Genomic DNA, 14,184 nt, shown 5'->3' on the forward strand with positions numbered 1-14,184 from the left:
GCCAACTCTTGCTGCGCGATGCCGGTCAGCTCGGTGAGCCTCAGCGCGTCCACCGGCGTGAAGTCGATGGGCCAACACGCGTTTCTGGGAAATGCCTGCTCGGCACTGTCCTTTCGGGCCATCATGAGACCGGCAGCTTTCAGCGCGCCGGTCAGCGTGCGCGACTGACGCCGTCAGCGGTGACCAAGGTCATCCGCAAGCGGGAGGACGAGTTCGGCGCTCAGTGGCCGGGGGTGCAAGAAGCTTGCAGAGCAACAGGCCTTCGCCTCAGGCACGCCACGGGCAGCGTCCTTAGCACTTGTAATTGCTTGGATGCGCAACTGCTGGCGTTCCACACGGGTCCCTTGGGACTGACCCACCCACTTCCGGCTGATCCGAGCCTTTCACGGTCCAAGGCTTGAACAGCAGCAGCCAGCCCAAAAGCTTCAACGCTGCCTGTCCTGAAACGCCGTTTCACCAGGACCGGCGGTTTGATTGTGCGGTTCTCTTAGTGCCGGCTCAAAGACCCCAAGGTCCGTTTCTGCATGCCAAGACCGGCTCATAGCGACCCCAATGAGAAGTTCACTCTATGGCTTTCACGATACGATGGAGGGCAAAAATCGTAGTCGAACGGGTAAATTTAATCAATGCAAGTCTTTGTCGCCGGTACCGGAAAACTTAGTTCAGAGTTGTTGAAATCACTCAGTTCCACCCAAGGACAAACAATTTCACCTTGGCAAGGTGAGCCCGCCTCGAGTGAACGAAGCATAGTTGTTCATGCAGGCTCGGGCCGAGAACTCCAGACAATATCCAATTTTTGTGCCCGCACATCCTCGGTACTCATTGAACTATCCACATGAACTATCCACAGGTTCGGCGATTGAATCCCTTGGTGTCTGCTTTCCCATTGTGCTCTGCCCGAACACCAATATCCTGATGCTGAAATTTATGCATATGTTGGAATCCTCAGGCAGCTTGTTCAGTGGCTATGATTTGCAGCTAACCGAATCCCACCAAGCATCTAAAAAGTCTGTCCCAGGCACCGCTGTCGCTATTGCCAACGCATTGCGCATTCCCATAGACGAGATTGCATCAGTTCGTGATCCAGCAATTCAAAAAGGCGAGCTCAAAATTCGCGAAGAGCATCTGGCTCGACATGCCTTCCATCGAATCAGAATTAATGACAGTTCTTGCCAAATAGAGATGGAATCGAGAGTCGTTGGCGACTCGCCTTATGCTAGCGGCGTACAGCAGATCATAGCTGCCGTGACTGAGCGAAAGCTACTAAATCGGGCCTACTCGATTACCGAGTTCATCGAGAAGCGTTGGCTCTGAACACCGTCAAGCATAAACTTCTGACGACCGCTTACGGCCGTGGATTCGACCGGACAATGCAGCCCATTTCTTTTTGCTCTCTCCTAAAGTATCGACACAAATCAGATGGAAAGATTGAGGCCTTCCCGCGGTTTGCTGGACGGCTTGCCTAGCCCTTTAGCGCTGATGTAACGTCTCACCCATAGCACCGAACGGTGCATCTCGCCTTCAGATGCTGACCCAAATCGGCTGGTTGCAAGGTGCAGGTATTCTCAGCGTACGGGCTTTTGTGCGTAGCGCTGTTCCACTGACTGAATGGTCGAAGTCGCGGCGAAGTTGCAGTGTTCCTTGGCTATATTGGCGACCGCGCCTGCCAGTGCGTGGCCAATCGCACGGCGATAGATGGCGAAGTACTCGACGTCGGGCAACTCGGGCTCCACCTTGAGCCGTACCAGTTGCTTGCGTTTGAGCTCGGGCGTGTAGTAACCGACGGGCAGCTGTGCGACCGCAATGCCGGTGCGCGCCATCTCGCCCAGCACCGCGAAGCCATCGGCCTGCACCAGGTTGCGCAGCGGAAAGCCGGCGCGCGTGAACCACGCACTTTGCAGCTGGGCGTGGATGTTGTCCGGAAATTGGCTGGCGATCGGGTATTCCGACAGCTCTTCCACCGAAAGCACATGCCGCGGTATTCCCATCTTGGGGCTGGCCATCCATGCGCGCTCCAGCGTGCGCAGGGGGACGGCGTCAACAATCCGGCCCCACAAAGACCCGAGAAGCAAGGCGACGTCGTATTTGCCCCGATTCATCTCATCGAGGATCACACAGCGGTTGCGCACTTCCACTTCGAGACGCAATCGGGGATAGGCGCAGCGTAGCGCTTGGCTCAGATCGGCCAGCCAGGTCATCGCAATCAGCTCCGTGACGCCCAGTCGAAACGTACTTTCGAACTCCTGGGGTTCACCCAGGTCTTCGAGCAGCCGTCTGGCCTGGTCAAGCATCTGTTCTGCGCCTGCGGCCTGATCCGGCATTTGTCATCGCTGATTGAGCCGCTTCCAACGGTACGCGAACTGCCTGAGCGTCAGACCCAGTGACTGGGCCGCACGCGTCTGGTTGCCGCCGTGGAGGTCCATGGCCTTGCGCAGCTCGGTTTCGTCGTGCGAATTGCGTGGCTGGTAATCTCTGATCAGCGGCACGCGCGCCATTGCTGGCCTGTGGAGCATGTCCTGTTTTCCACGCTGGGCTGCCGGTTTGGCATCGGGCAGCCAGGCGGCCAATTCCTTGCGCGAAACCGTTGACTGATCCGTCAAAAGCACGGTCCGCTCAATGACATTAGCCAGCTCCCGAATGTTGCCCGGCCAGGCCTGCTCCTCCAAAGCCTCCAGCGCCTGCGCCGTGAAATGCACGTTGCGCTGGTTCTGCTGATTGGTCTTGTTGAGGAAATGCATGGCCAGCGGCCGAATATCCTCGCGCCGCTCTGACAGCGACGGCAGCCGGATCGGGATCACATTCAGGCGATAGAACAAATCCTGGCGAAAGCGCCCTTGCTCCACTTCGACGGCCAGGTCTCTGTTTGTCGCCGCGACCACGCGAACACTGATGGCCATTTCCTTTTTTGCACCCAGCCGAACGATGACTCCCTCCTGGAGCGTGCGCAGCAGCTTGGCTTGCATCGCCAGCGGCATTTCTCCGATCTCATCGAGGAAGATGCTTCCTTGATGGGCCTGCTCGAACCAGCCGGCGCGGGAGGTCGAGGCACCACTGAATGCCCCCTTCTCGTAGCCAAAAAGTTCAGACTCGAACAGCGTATCGGGTATGGCCGCGCAGTTCACCTTGATGAACGGACCATCATGCCGGTCACTGCCCAGGTGCAGCGCCCGGGCGAACAATTCCTTTCCCGTACCGGATTCGCCCAACAGCAGCACGCTGGCCGAGGCCCTGGATACCCGCTCTAGCTCTTGCAGCGCCCGCAGCAAGCTGGGCGAGCGTCCGATGATCCCGTAGCGCGCCGTCGCCGATTCGAGCGCCTTGCTCAACATTTCGTTCTTGCTCTGCAGCGCCTGCGTTTGCGCCGCCACCAGTTGGCGCAGTTGGAGTATCTGCCCGGCGAGTGTCGCCAGAAGCCGCAGCACGGCGACATCCTCGCTGATCGCACGATTGCGCCTACGTATCCGGTGCGCCGCCAACACGCCTACCGTTTTGCGCGCGAGCTCGATAGGCACGGCAATGAAGGCCACCGTCTCGGGGGGCAACTGGGAGCGCTGCACCGACCGCGAAAGAAAGCGCGGGTCGGCGTCGATGTCCTGCACGATGATCGCTTGGCCTGTCGCCAGCACCGCACCGGTGATGCCTTCGCCGACGGCATACCTGCCGCAAGCGATCTCGGCCTTTGTCAGACCATAGGCGTAGCGGATGGATGCCCCTTCATCGAAAGCAAGCGGCCGGCCCATGCCGTCGTCCAACGCGTCCAGCAGCACGATACGGCCTCGATTGAGCCCCAGCAGCTCCGACATCAAATGCAGCATTTCCCGGAAGACCATGTCCGGTGCAAGACTCTTGCCGACGAGGCGCATGACCTCGCCCAGCAGCAGCTGCTCCTGCTCCCGCCAGGTCGGCTCATCGCGGCTGGTTGCGCCGGTGTATTCGGGTCCTTGCGCCATCACTGGCTCCCTGCTCAAAGGTCGGCCGCGATGCGGCGGGAGTGCAAAAAACCATGCACCAGGATGGTGGGCAAGCTACCAGACATTGAGGGGAATCTTCAGGTAGCGCACGCCGTTCGCCTCGGGAGGCGGCAGCTCGCCCGCCTGCATGTTCACCTGGATGGCAGCAAGGATCAACGCCGGCATGTCCAGCGAGGCATCGCGGCGTTCTCGCAGCGCAACAAATTGCGCTTCGGAAATCGAATCTCGCAAATGGATGTTCGAGCGCCGCTGTTCGGCGACCGTGCTTTGAAAGCATGGCGAGCGCCCGGCGGGTGGGTAGTCGTGGCACAGCAGCAAGACGGTTTCGGGCGGCAATTGCAGCAGACGCTGGACCGATCGGTAAAGGGTTTGTGCATTGCCGCCCGGGAAGTCGCAGCGCGCGCTGCCGACATCGGGCATGAAGAGTGTGTCGCCGACGAATGCGATCGGGAACTTGCCATCGCCGCTGTCAACGACATAGGCCATGTCGGCTGGTGTGTGGCCCGGTACAGGCAGTGCCTGCAAGCGCAGCGGACCGACAAAAAATGACTCGTCCGCCTCGAAAAGATGGCCGAACTGAGAACCGTCGAGCCGGACTTCGGGCGCAAGATGGAAGATCTTCTGAAATGCGCCCTGGACCTGCCGAATGCCAACCCCCATGGCAATGGTGCCGCCCAGCAGGCGCTGTATGTACGCTGCCGCGGACAGATGGTCCGCATGGGCATGGGTTTCCAGCAGCCACTGCAGCCGCAGTCCATGCGCCCGCACAAAAGCCACGACGGCATCGGCCGATCGGGTATGGGTCCTACCCGCCCGCGGCTCGAAGTCAAGCACCGAGTCGATGATCGCGCACTCGCTGCCCTCTGCTGAATACAGCACATAGGTGAAGGTCGAGGTGGCGGCATCGAAGAAGGCCTCGACGAGGGGCTTGACGCAGAGCTTCATACAGCGACGGCTGCGTCGGCGCAAACAAGGTAGATATTGCCGTGCTGCATACAGGTGCGCTCAGTGCAATTCACGCACGATACCCATGGCTTGCACCGAAAGCTCGTCGACCTGCTGCGTGATGCGGATCAGCACCTGCGCCACCACGTTGAATTCCCGCCCATGGTCACCGGCCCGCGCGGCCATCACCCGGGCATTGAAGCTGACAACCTGGGCTTCGCGCGCGACCCGCTGGATGGAGCTGACGACATCGGCAAGATGCTTTCTCACGTCGGCCGTGCGCGACGCGGCGACGGCGTCGAACACGGCGGTGGCTTGATTCAAGGCCGCAAGAACGGCATCGTTGCGCTCGACCACGGCCGCGATGTGCTCGGCTGCAGCATCGGCGCGCGTGAGTATGGCGGCCAGGGTGGCCTTCATGGCCAGCTGAAAATCCCGGATGGTACCCGCCACGCCGTTCGCACCATGGTAGATGTCACGAATCGCCTTGGCCCGGACATCGTCCTTGGCTCCCTGGACTTGCACATTCTCCAGCTGCTTCTGACTGCTGGAGAAAAGCGCCAGAGACTCCTTGGCCGCCTGGTGCTGGGCCTTGTCGCCATTCGCGGCCAGCAGTGCCTGCAATAGCAGGCGCTGCGACAGCATGCGCTGGCGCGCGGCCAGATTCACCAGCGACATGCTGGCCTGTACATGCGCACCTTCGGCTGCATTGAGCACCATCGAGTCCACTCCTGAATTCAGTATTGCTTGTAGGGCAGAAACTTGCCGCTCATGACGATGCGTACACGGTCGCCGTTGGGATCGTTCTCGCGCTGCAGGTCCATCTTGAAGTCGATGGCGCTCATGATGCCGTCGCCAAACTCCTCGTGGATCAGCTCCTTGAAGGTGGTGCCGTACACGTTCACCATTTCATAGAACCGATAGATGAGCGGATCGGTGGGCACGGCCGTGGGCAGCGAGCCTTTGTAGGGGGTGACGGTCAGCCACTTGGCGTCTTCCGCGGAAAGCCCGAATATCTCCGCCAGGATGGCGGCGTGGGGCTTGCTCAGCGTCATCTGGCCCAGGCAGGCGGAAGTGACCCACTCCTTGCTGAGGCCGACCTTGGCGGCGACTTCCGACCACTTCAGCTCCTTGGCAACTTTGGCGGCGATGATCTTTTCGGTGACTTCGAGACGGCTCATGGGACTTCCTTTAGGTGAGAGGTAAAAATCGCGGGGTTCAGACGACGCGCTGCAGATGTACAGGGGCCGCTGCAGGCGGCTCTATGACTCGGTCATTCGAGGCGCTGACTGTGTCCAGGCCGGGACGCACAAACGGCGGCGTGGTCGGCCCACGTCCTTTGGACAAATCCCTGGAGCGCGCCACAAGGAAATCGACCAGATGGTTGCGAATCCCGTAGTACTGCGGATCACGGTGAAGCGTTGCGCGCTGGCGGTCTTGAGGCAGGGTATTGACCACGATTTCGGCAATCCGGGCCTGCGGACCATTGCTCATCAGCAATATCTTGTCGGCCAGCAAAATGGCTTCATCGACATCGTGCGTGATCATGAAAACCGTCTGGCGGGTCTCGCGGCAGATGCGCAGCAACTCGTCCTGGATGGTGCCCCGCGTCAAGGCATCAAGCGCGCCAAAGGGCTCGTCGAGCAACAGCATCTTGGGCTCGATGGCAAAGGCGCGGGCAATCCCGACGCGCTGTTTCATGCCGCCGGACAAGGCCGACGGCAGCTTGTCGATCGCATGCTTGAGCCCCACCAGATCGACGTACTTCTCCACATGCTCCTTGATCTGGGAGGCGCTCCATTGCGGCCACTTGCTGCGCACTGCGAAGGCAATGTTCTTGCGCACCGTCAGCCAGGGCATCAGGGCATGCCCTTGGAAAACCACGCCGCGTTCCAGGCTGGGGCCCGAGATCTCGCGGCCGTTCATGATGACCACACCACCGCTGGCCGTCTCCAAGCCCGCCAGCACGTTGAGAATGGTCGTCTTGCCGCAGCCGGAATGGCCCACAATGCAGGCAAATTCGCCCTTGGCCAGGTCGAAGTTGACACTGTCGAAGACGGGCTCTGCACCCGCAACATAGGTCTTGCTCAGACCTTCGACGCGGAGAAAGGCTTGCGCCTTTGCCAGCTTTTGTTCCTCAGTCTGCATACGTCACCGCCTTCTGCGCCTTGGCAAACCCCATGTCGAGGGCCATGCCCACCAGGCCGATCACAAGAATCGCGAAAATCACGTTGGTGAGCGAGAGGTTGTTCCACTCGTTCCATACGAAGTAGCCAATCCCAGTTCCGCCGACCAGCATCTCGGCGGCGACGATGACCAGCCAGGCAATCCCCATGCTGATGCGCATGCCGGTGAGAATGGTCGGCGCCGCAGCGGGAAGGATGACCTGCAGCGCCTTGCGCATGGGACGCACCTCCAGCGTACTGGCCACGTTTAGCCACTCGCGGCGCACGCCGGCCACGCCGAAAGCGGTGTTGGTCAGCATCGGCCAGATGGAACAGATGAGAATCACGAAGATGCCGGAAAGCGATGAATCCTTGATGGTGTAGAGAGCAATCGGCATCCATGCGAGGGGCGAAATCGGTTTGAGCACCTGGATGAACGGGTCCAGCGCACGGTAGGCCAGCGGACTCATGCCGATGAGAAATCCCAACGGAATGGCGATCAGCGCGGCGAGCGAAAAGCCCAGCGCGACCCGGGCCAGCGAGTAGGCGACCTGTATGCCTATGCCCTTGTCGTTGGGCCCGTTGTCGTAGAAAGGGTTCGCCAGTTGCCGGGCAATGGTGTTGCCCATGTCGGCCAGGGTCGGGAACGAGGATTTGGCCGAGGTGCTGGCGCCGCTGGCGGAATCCTTGCCCATCAGCTGGGCGTACTCGCGCTGCTCGGCTGTCAGCTCGGGCTGGACTGCCTTGGTCGGCAGCGTGGCGACATGCCATAGGAGCAGGATGGCCAGCAGCAGCAGCAAGGACAGCAGGCCGGCCTGAAGCCGGAGTTTCTTGGAAGAGGACATGGCTCAGACCTTCCTGATGGCAAAACTGTCCGCGTAGGCCTGTGCCCTGGCCGGATCAAACGTCTTGCCCATGATTTCGTACTTGGGATAGGCGCCGCCCTCGCCGACCGGCTGGCCCAGCTCGCGCATGGTCTTTCTGGCGTCCGTGAGGCGAAACACCTTTTCCGCGATCTGCTTGTAGTCGACGTCGCCTTTGATGTAGCCCCAGCGCTTCATCTGCGTGAGCATCCACACCGCCATGCCTTGCCACGGCATGGGATCGAAATCGACGCGGGCGGGGACGTTGATGATGTTGCCCAGGCCATCGGCGAACTTGCCGGTCAGCACCTGCCTGACGACTGCTTCCGGTTGATTGAGATACGCCTGCGGGGCGATCACCTTGGCAATCAGCTCGCGGTTCGTGGACTGGCGCGCCATGGCGGCGGAAGTCAGCACGGCGCGGTACAGCGCCGCGAAGGTGTTGGGATTCTTCTGGATGAATTCCGTCGAGGTGCCGAAGGCACAGCAAGGGTGGCCGTTCCAGATGTCACGCGTCAGGATGTGGATGAAGCCGACTTCCTCCACCACTGCGCGCTGGTTGAACGGATCCGGGCCGAGGAAGCCGTCGATATTGCCGGCACGCAGGTTCGCCACCATCTCTGCGGGTGGCACCACGCGCAGCTGCACATCACGGTCCGGGTCCAGGCCGGACTCGGCCAGGTAGTAGCGCAACAGGAAGTTGTGCATCGAGTACTCGAACGGAATGGCAAACTTGAACCCCTTCCAGTTCTTGGGATCGCGATTGTTCTTGTGTTTGAGCGCCAGCGTGATCGCCTGACCGTTGACGTTCTGAATGGTGGCTACTTCCATGGGCTGCGCATTCGAGCCCAGTCCCATCGATATCGCCAGCGGCATGGGCGACAGGAAGTGCGAGGCGTCGTACTCGCGGTTGAGCATCTTGTCGCGCACCAGCGCCCAGCCGGCCGTCTTCACCAGCGAGACGTCCAGTCCCTGCTTGGCATAAAAACCCAGGGGCTCGGCCATGATCAGCGGGGTGGCGCAGGTGATTGGAATGAAGCCGACCTTGAGGCTCTTCTTCTCGAGCGCGCCACGCTCCTGGGCCATGGCCTGCAGGCTGGCCAGAGGGAGCACGCTGGAAATGGCCGCCATGGCCGTGCCCTTGCCGACAGCCCGCAGAAAGCGGCGCCTGGCGTCGTCCTGCGGGAACAGGGCCTTGACCAGACTGGCTTCGATGAATTGGTTGGAGTAGTCCTCGAACTGCGCGGTCTGGCTTCGGCGGATCAGTTCCTGGGCGGCGACCGCGGCCTGGGCAGTTTCATGCGCGTCCTGTGATGAATGTCGTCCACACGCACAGTTCATCATGAGCGGTTTATTGGCGTCGTACGGGTCGAAGTAGCTCATAGACACTTTCATCAGGAGTGGTTCGCAAAGAGATGAATGCAGGGGTCAAACCGTGAAGCCGCGCGAGGCGGTCTTCACACGAATCACGGGACGGCAATGGGTATAAGCAATGGGCATGCCACCGGTGAGCTTGGCCGCGATGACGCGTGCCTGGCGCGCTATGGGTTCGATGTAGCGCATGGCCTGTCCGTCGATGCTGATGCAGTCGCCAAGCGCATGAATGTTCGAGACACTGGTACGCAGATCTGCGGCTTGCACTGCAATGCCGTTGTTCCATTGCAGTCCCGCGCTCAGCGCCAGGCGGCTCGGTGTCTGCAGACCTGTCGCCGCCAGCACATGGTCCACGCACAAGCGGACTCCGCTTTCCGTGACCACCGTCAGCTGCTCGCCACTTTTGCGCACGGACTTGATGCGCGTCCCGCCGATGAACTCCATGGCCAAGGGTGACCAGGCTTCAAGCAGCTGTGTGGAGGCGCTCGGCGCTAAAAGGTGGGCCAGCGGCCTGTCCGCCATGTCTATGAGCACCATATGGTGTCCGGCCAGGGCCAGGTCATTGGCCAGCTCGCACCCCACCAGACCCGCACCGGCAACAACGATGCGCTGCGGCCGCTCGGACACGGCTTGCCGGAACTTCGCGTAGCAGCCCAGGTCATTGATGGCCCAGCACAGCTGGGATGGCAGGGCTGGATCGGGACGAGGAGACGCGCCATGGGCGAGCACCAGCTGCCGATATGCGAGAGTCCCACGCGTGGTGCGCAGGGAGCTGGTTCCCGGGCAAACGCTGATCGCATGGGTTTCCGCCAGCAAGCGCACGCCCCAATTTTGTGCAGCCTGCGCTCCCGTCTGCTTCACCAGCGCAGGCAAGCCAATGGCCTTCGCCAGGGCGACGGAAAGCAAGGGCTTGTCGTAAAGGTCACCGCTGCACCGGGTCACCAGGGTAATGGGGATTCCGGCGTCCTGCTCGCGCACGGCCCGCACCATCTGCCAGCCAGCAGCCCCGGCCCCCACGATGACGATGCCGGCATCCTTGGGGCGTCGCGCCACGGGGGCCGCGCAGACAGCTTGCTCGACGCGCGCCGTCACCACGTAAGGCTCGAAATCGGCCTTGGTGACACCGCACAACGGGCACTCCCAGTCATCCGGGATATCGTCGAAACGGGTGCCGGGTGCCAGACCGCTGTCGACATCCCCTGCGGCCTCGTCGTAGACCAGGCCGCAGGCACGGCAGATGTACTGGCGAAACTCCATGGCGATGGCATCCGGCGCGGCGGGAAACAAGGTCACCGCGCTCATGACGGCATCACCGGATTGCTGAGCTTGGCCATCTCGCGGCGCAGATGCTTGAGCGCAGGGGTGACGATGGCGACGAAATGGGACTCGCGCACGCGGCGCTGCACCGAAGACGACAGCAAATACCCGCGCGCGCCCTGATGCAGCAGGGCCGACTGCGCCGAACGCAGCGCCAGTTCCGAGGCATGTGCGCGTACGTCGAGCACATCCAGCAAGGGCACTGCCTCGCCGGCACTGAGGATACGCGCGAGCGCGAAGGTGCGCAGCGTCAGCGTGTCGAGCTCGGACTGGAGTTCGGAAGGACGGTCGTCCAGGAACTGGTTGACATGGCCCAGCTGCTGCTCGACATCCCACATCGTGTCGATCGCGCCTTGCGTGACGCCCAGGCCCATGCCGACTTGCAGCAGGATGAAACTCGCACGGACCTTGTCCAGAAACGGCCGCACCGGGTCGGCAATCAGGCGCTCGGCACCCACGAAGAAGCCCGTGAAACGAACCCCCCAGGTGCCGGTTCCTTCCATGCCGGCAAACGACGGGCATTCCCGCAACTCGATCGCCGGGTCATCGCAGGGCACCATGAACATGATTTCATGCGCGGGAACGTCGGAATCGATGACGGTGGCTGCAGCGCCAAAGTAATGGCCGCTTCCGAGGTTGCTCACCCATGGAAGAGTGCCGCTCACCACATAGCCGTCGGCCACCTTCCGGGCCTTGAGCAGCATCTGCTCGATGCCCGTCATGGCCTTCATGGGGTTGCTCAGGGCCGTACCACCCAAGGCGTCGCCAGCAACGTGGCGCTCGAGCGCCTGACCTATCAGCGCGGGGTTGCCGCTTTGCTCCATATACAGGGTGCAGGCGGCCTGACACCACACCATGAACCCGGTGGCACCGCAAACACGCGACACTTCAGCCACCGCCTGGATCGCCGCGACGAAATCGGGATTGCCGTCAAGTGAGGTCTGCGCGCGATAGGCGCCGGCCTGGCCCAGGGCGCGCATGATGGCGTCCGGATAGGTGCCCGCGCGATCGATTTCATCGACCATCGCCATCAGCGGCCCGCGGGCAATCGCACGCACGGCCTCTAGCATCGTTTCGCTGCCCGTAAGGGTTTCGGCGCCGGCCTGCGCCCTCTGGAGTACTGCTGACATGGCTGGTGTCCTCCGCTGCTGTTCAAGCCAGATCGATGGCGAATGCGACGGGGTTGCGCAGCGTGTTGGCCACGGGCGAATACCTGTTGGCGTGGTGAACGATCTCGTCCAGCACTTCGCGCGGCGCATCACCTTCAATGAGGACCTTCACGCGGATCTGCTGAAAGCCCATTTCCAGGGGCTGCTTGAGCGCCCCACCCGCGCCCCAGGCCGCCGGATTGCCGATGTCACCTTCCAGAAAAATCTCCAGTTTGGAGAGCTTCACATTGCGGTGGGTGGCGACCGCCGTGATGCCTACGCACAGGCAGCCACCGAGACCGGAAAGCACGATTTCGCCGGGGGCGGGTGCGGTGTCCTGACCGAAGAGATGAGGCGGCTCGTCCACGACGACCGGCGTATGGTCGCCGACATAGCTCAGGGTGCGAAACTTGCCATCGACGACCGTGTGGACCTTGTTGGTGCCACGCGAAGCGGGGTTGTTGCGGCCCTTCTCGGCGAAGGCTTCCAGGCCATTGCGATCGATGGCGCGAAGAAAGGTCTTTACCGACGACTGGGATGTTTCAGCAGCGCGTGCGGGTGTGGCAAGGGTCATTGATTGCTCCGTTGGTTAGGGGGTGACCCCTTCCTTATTGCAATCCCCGTGCCATGCCGAAAATTCCCTCAGCACCTACGGCAAGTACATGTTTTTAAAACACTTTTTTAAAAAATCCATGGAATTGCGGCTTCGGATTTTGACGAACCGCCAACAATTTGTCGTACTCAATGTAGACAATTTGTCCAGGTCACGAACGGATTCGTTGCACCCGGCCGTATCACACGGCACCGAGCGGGCAAGGCGCAGTGGCTCAATACGCGCTGAACCAGATATGTGCCGTCCCGCGACACCGCCGAAGGCCCGAGTGGCGCGGCATTGCGCTGGAGGTGTGGGCGGGAGTTCTGGCCATGTCCCCTTCCACGCGCCAAGAACACAAGCTATTGCGCTGGGCTTTTGGCGAGCTGACTGAAAGGACAAAGGGAGGCAGTCGGGGATACGCCAGGCTCCGCATGGCCTTGGCTGGCTTCTTCCACGACAGTTTCAGGCGGTAGTGCATCCCCCCACTTTCCCATCGCTTCGAGCACCTCGCGCAGCCCCTGCCCAAGCGGGGTGAGTTGGTACACGACCCGGGGCGGAGTCTCGGCATAGGCCGTGCGTGTGACCAGCCCGTTGCGTTCAAAGCCCTTGAGCCGGTGCGTCAATGTATGCGCGCTGATCCCTGGCAACGCGTCTTTGAGCTGTGTGAACCGCAGTGGGCCGTGCAGCAGTTCGCGCACGATCAGCGTGGCCCAAGGCCCATCGAGGATGGTCAGGAATCGTGCCACGCCGCAGCACGCCGTCGTTTTCTGTTTCATCAGCAAGTATCCCATTAGTGCATTTGACGTAACTGATGCGAATCTTAGAACATTAATACTTCATAAACAGCACTAATGAAGGAGCCCTGCTCTCATGACCTATGTAATCCACGGCGCCACAGGCGCACAGGGCGGCCCATTGCTGGCGCGCCTGACCCAGTCTGGCCAGCGCGCAGTTGCCGCAGTGCGCAGCCCCGCGGCGATCCGAGATGTACCGGCGGTGGCGGTTGACCTGGCTTCGGTGGATTCACTGGCAGACGCCTACCAAAGCGCCAACGGCATTTTTGTCCATCTTCCAGTGGTCGCAGAGGCCGACCGCCTGATCTACGCCCGCAACATCGCCCAGGCTGTGGCACGCGCCAGGCCCGCACGGGTGGTTGTTTCCACCAGCGGCTGGGTGGTGGACGAGCCCGACTCGCCCCTGCAAAACCCAGCTGACAGCGCGATTGCGACGTTGATTCGCGAAGTGCAGCAAACGGGAGTCTCGCTCGCGGTGGTTGCACCACGCCTGTTTCTCGAGAATCTGCTGAACCCCGTCGTCCTGGGACCGGTGAAGTCCGAAGGCATTCTTCGCTATCCCCTGCGCCCCGATTTCCCAGTGTCCTGGACCTCCCATCTGGACGTCGCCGAGGCGGCTGAACGCCTGCTGCTCAACAGGTCCGTGACCGGCCTGGTGGGTGTGGGCCAGTCGCCAGGCTTGACCGGCATGGACCTGGCGCAGGCTTTTGCACGCTATCTCGGCCAGCCGGTGGCGTTCAGCAGCGTGACACCTGAAGTCTTCGGCGAGATGATCGCCCCCTTGTTTGGTGCGGGCGCGGCCGCCGGCGTCGTGGCGGGTTATCAGGCGCAGGCCCTCGCTGACGCGAATGCGATCAGCGAGGCCACGAGCGCACAGCATCTGCTGGGCCTGCCACCTCGGACCCTGCAACAGTGGCTGACTGAGATGTCGTGCTGACCCAGCAGACCGGGGGTGTCTGACACGGTCCAGAGTGTGGCCGCAGCCCGTTGTAGTGGTCAATGAATGGCTGCA

General features: G+C 61.5%; 14 protein-coding genes and 1 pseudogene. 3 read left to right on the forward strand and 12 right to left on the reverse strand.

Going from position 1 to position 14,184, the window contains the following annotated elements; genetic code table 11:
* The first annotated feature begins 8 nt into the window (after positions 1-8).
* Both KHY18_RS27395 and KHY18_RS02180 read left to right on the forward strand, forming a co-directional pair.
* Positions 9-401, forward strand: a complete 393-nt coding sequence (locus tag KHY18_RS27395; protein ID WP_213293808.1) for a helix-turn-helix domain-containing protein — start codon at positions 9-11, stop codon at positions 399-401.
* 225 nt (positions 402-626) lie between these two features.
* A pseudogene (locus tag KHY18_RS02180) lies at positions 627-1,314 on the forward strand (dihydrodipicolinate reductase C-terminal domain-containing protein).
* A gap of 251 nt (positions 1,315-1,565) precedes the next feature.
* Here the strand turns inward: KHY18_RS02180 and KHY18_RS02185 are convergent.
* The 12 genes from KHY18_RS02185 to KHY18_RS02240 all read right to left on the reverse strand — a co-directional run bounded on the left by KHY18_RS02185 (position 1,566) and on the right by KHY18_RS02240 (position 13,154).
* Positions 1,566-2,291 carry a substrate-binding domain-containing protein gene (locus KHY18_RS02185; protein WP_213293811.1) on the reverse strand — a complete coding sequence of 242 codons (726 nt, stop codon included), beginning with the start codon at positions 2,289-2,291 and terminating at the stop codon, positions 1,566-1,568.
* A 33-nt stretch (positions 2,292-2,324) separates the two neighbouring features.
* Entirely contained in the window at positions 2,325-3,950 is a 1,626-nt protein-coding gene (locus KHY18_RS02190; protein ID WP_249728850.1) for a sigma-54 interaction domain-containing protein, read from the reverse strand.
* 75 nt (positions 3,951-4,025) lie between these two features.
* Positions 4,026-4,916, reverse strand: a complete 891-nt coding sequence (locus KHY18_RS02195) for an MBL fold metallo-hydrolase (RefSeq protein ID WP_213293813.1) — start codon at positions 4,914-4,916, stop codon at positions 4,026-4,028.
* A gap of 60 nt (positions 4,917-4,976) precedes the next feature.
* Positions 4,977-5,636 carry a type IV pili methyl-accepting chemotaxis transducer N-terminal domain-containing protein gene (locus KHY18_RS02200; protein WP_213293815.1) on the reverse strand — a complete coding sequence of 220 codons (660 nt, stop codon included), beginning with the start codon at positions 5,634-5,636 and terminating at the stop codon, positions 4,977-4,979.
* Positions 5,637-5,653: 17 nt separating this feature from the next.
* Positions 5,654-6,097: a cyanase gene (gene cynS, locus KHY18_RS02205; protein ID WP_213293817.1), complete on the reverse strand. Its 444-nt coding sequence runs from the start codon at positions 6,095-6,097 to the stop codon at positions 5,654-5,656.
* Positions 6,098-6,134: 37 nt separating this feature from the next.
* Entirely contained in the window at positions 6,135-7,064 is a 930-nt protein-coding gene (locus KHY18_RS02210) for an ABC transporter ATP-binding protein (protein ID WP_213293819.1), read from the reverse strand.
* Entirely contained in the window at positions 7,054-7,926 is an 873-nt protein-coding gene (gene ntrB / locus KHY18_RS02215; protein ID WP_213293821.1) for a nitrate ABC transporter permease, read from the reverse strand. Before ntrB ends, KHY18_RS02210 begins: the two co-directional genes overlap by 11 nt.
* Positions 7,927-7,929: 3 nt before the next feature.
* The gene (locus tag KHY18_RS02220; RefSeq protein ID WP_213293823.1) at positions 7,930-9,327 is read right to left on the reverse strand and encodes a CmpA/NrtA family ABC transporter substrate-binding protein; all 1,398 of its coding nucleotides are present in this window, start codon (positions 9,325-9,327) and stop codon (positions 7,930-7,932) included.
* Between the two features lie 45 nt (positions 9,328-9,372).
* Positions 9,373-10,620 (reverse strand): FAD-dependent oxidoreductase, encoded by a 1,248-nt coding sequence (locus KHY18_RS02225; RefSeq protein ID WP_213293825.1) that lies wholly within the window; start codon positions 10,618-10,620, stop codon positions 9,373-9,375.
* Entirely contained in the window at positions 10,617-11,765 is a 1,149-nt protein-coding gene (locus KHY18_RS02230; RefSeq protein ID WP_249728851.1) for an acyl-CoA dehydrogenase family protein, read from the reverse strand. Before KHY18_RS02230 ends, KHY18_RS02225 begins: the two co-directional genes overlap by 4 nt.
* Positions 11,766-11,787: 22 nt before the next feature.
* On the reverse strand, positions 11,788-12,357 hold the full coding sequence (locus KHY18_RS02235; RefSeq protein ID WP_213293828.1) for an OsmC family protein: 570 nt from the start codon (positions 12,355-12,357) through the stop codon (positions 11,788-11,790).
* 380 nt (positions 12,358-12,737) lie between these two features.
* Complete coding sequence (locus KHY18_RS02240) at positions 12,738-13,154, reverse strand: winged helix-turn-helix transcriptional regulator (RefSeq protein WP_213293830.1); 417 nt, start codon at positions 13,152-13,154, stop codon at positions 12,738-12,740.
* A 94-nt stretch (positions 13,155-13,248) separates the two neighbouring features.
* Here KHY18_RS02240 and KHY18_RS02245 point away from each other — a divergent pair, with 94 nt between their 5' ends.
* Positions 13,249-14,109 carry an SDR family oxidoreductase gene (locus tag KHY18_RS02245; RefSeq protein WP_213293832.1) on the forward strand — a complete coding sequence of 287 codons (861 nt, stop codon included), beginning with the start codon at positions 13,249-13,251 and terminating at the stop codon, positions 14,107-14,109.
* Positions 14,110-14,184 lie beyond the last annotated feature (75 nt).

The sequence above is a fragment of the Acidovorax sp. CCYZU-2555 genome (assembly GCF_018413525.1).
GTDB lineage: Bacteria > Pseudomonadota > Gammaproteobacteria > Burkholderiales > Burkholderiaceae_C > Comamonas.

What these genes read in the sequence shown, in the direction of transcription:
- KHY18_RS02240 (WP_213293830.1), bottom strand. Translation starts at nt 13,154, where the DNA reads ATGAAACAGAAAACGACGGCGTGCTGCGGCGTGGCACGATTCCTGACC.
- KHY18_RS02225 (WP_213293825.1), bottom strand. Translation starts at nt 10,620, where the DNA reads ATGAGCGCGGTGACCTTGTTTCCCGCCGCGCCGGATGCCATCGCCATG.
- KHY18_RS02245 (WP_213293832.1), top strand. Translation starts at nt 13,249, where the DNA reads ATGACCTATGTAATCCACGGCGCCACAGGCGCACAGGGCGGCCCATTG.
- KHY18_RS02195 (WP_213293813.1), bottom strand. Translation starts at nt 4,916, where the DNA reads ATGAAGCTCTGCGTCAAGCCCCTCGTCGAGGCCTTCTTCGATGCCGCC.
- KHY18_RS02230 (WP_249728851.1), bottom strand. Translation starts at nt 11,765, where the DNA reads ATGTCAGCAGTACTCCAGAGGGCGCAGGCCGGCGCCGAAACCCTTACG.
- ntrB (WP_213293821.1), bottom strand. Translation starts at nt 7,926, where the DNA reads ATGTCCTCTTCCAAGAAACTCCGGCTTCAGGCCGGCCTGCTGTCCTTG.
- cynS (WP_213293817.1), bottom strand. Translation starts at nt 6,097, where the DNA reads ATGAGCCGTCTCGAAGTCACCGAAAAGATCATCGCCGCCAAAGTTGCC.
- KHY18_RS02235 (WP_213293828.1), bottom strand. Translation starts at nt 12,357, where the DNA reads ATGACCCTTGCCACACCCGCACGCGCTGCTGAAACATCCCAGTCGTCG.
- KHY18_RS02210 (WP_213293819.1), bottom strand. Translation starts at nt 7,064, where the DNA reads ATGCAGACTGAGGAACAAAAGCTGGCAAAGGCGCAAGCCTTTCTCCGC.
- KHY18_RS02185 (WP_213293811.1), bottom strand. Translation starts at nt 2,291, where the DNA reads ATGCTTGACCAGGCCAGACGGCTGCTCGAAGACCTGGGTGAACCCCAG.
- KHY18_RS02220 (WP_213293823.1), bottom strand. Translation starts at nt 9,327, where the DNA reads ATGAGCTACTTCGACCCGTACGACGCCAATAAACCGCTCATGATGAAC.
- KHY18_RS02190 (WP_249728850.1), bottom strand. Translation starts at nt 3,950, where the DNA reads ATGGCGCAAGGACCCGAATACACCGGCGCAACCAGCCGCGATGAGCCG.
- KHY18_RS02200 (WP_213293815.1), bottom strand. Translation starts at nt 5,636, where the DNA reads ATGGTGCTCAATGCAGCCGAAGGTGCGCATGTACAGGCCAGCATGTCG.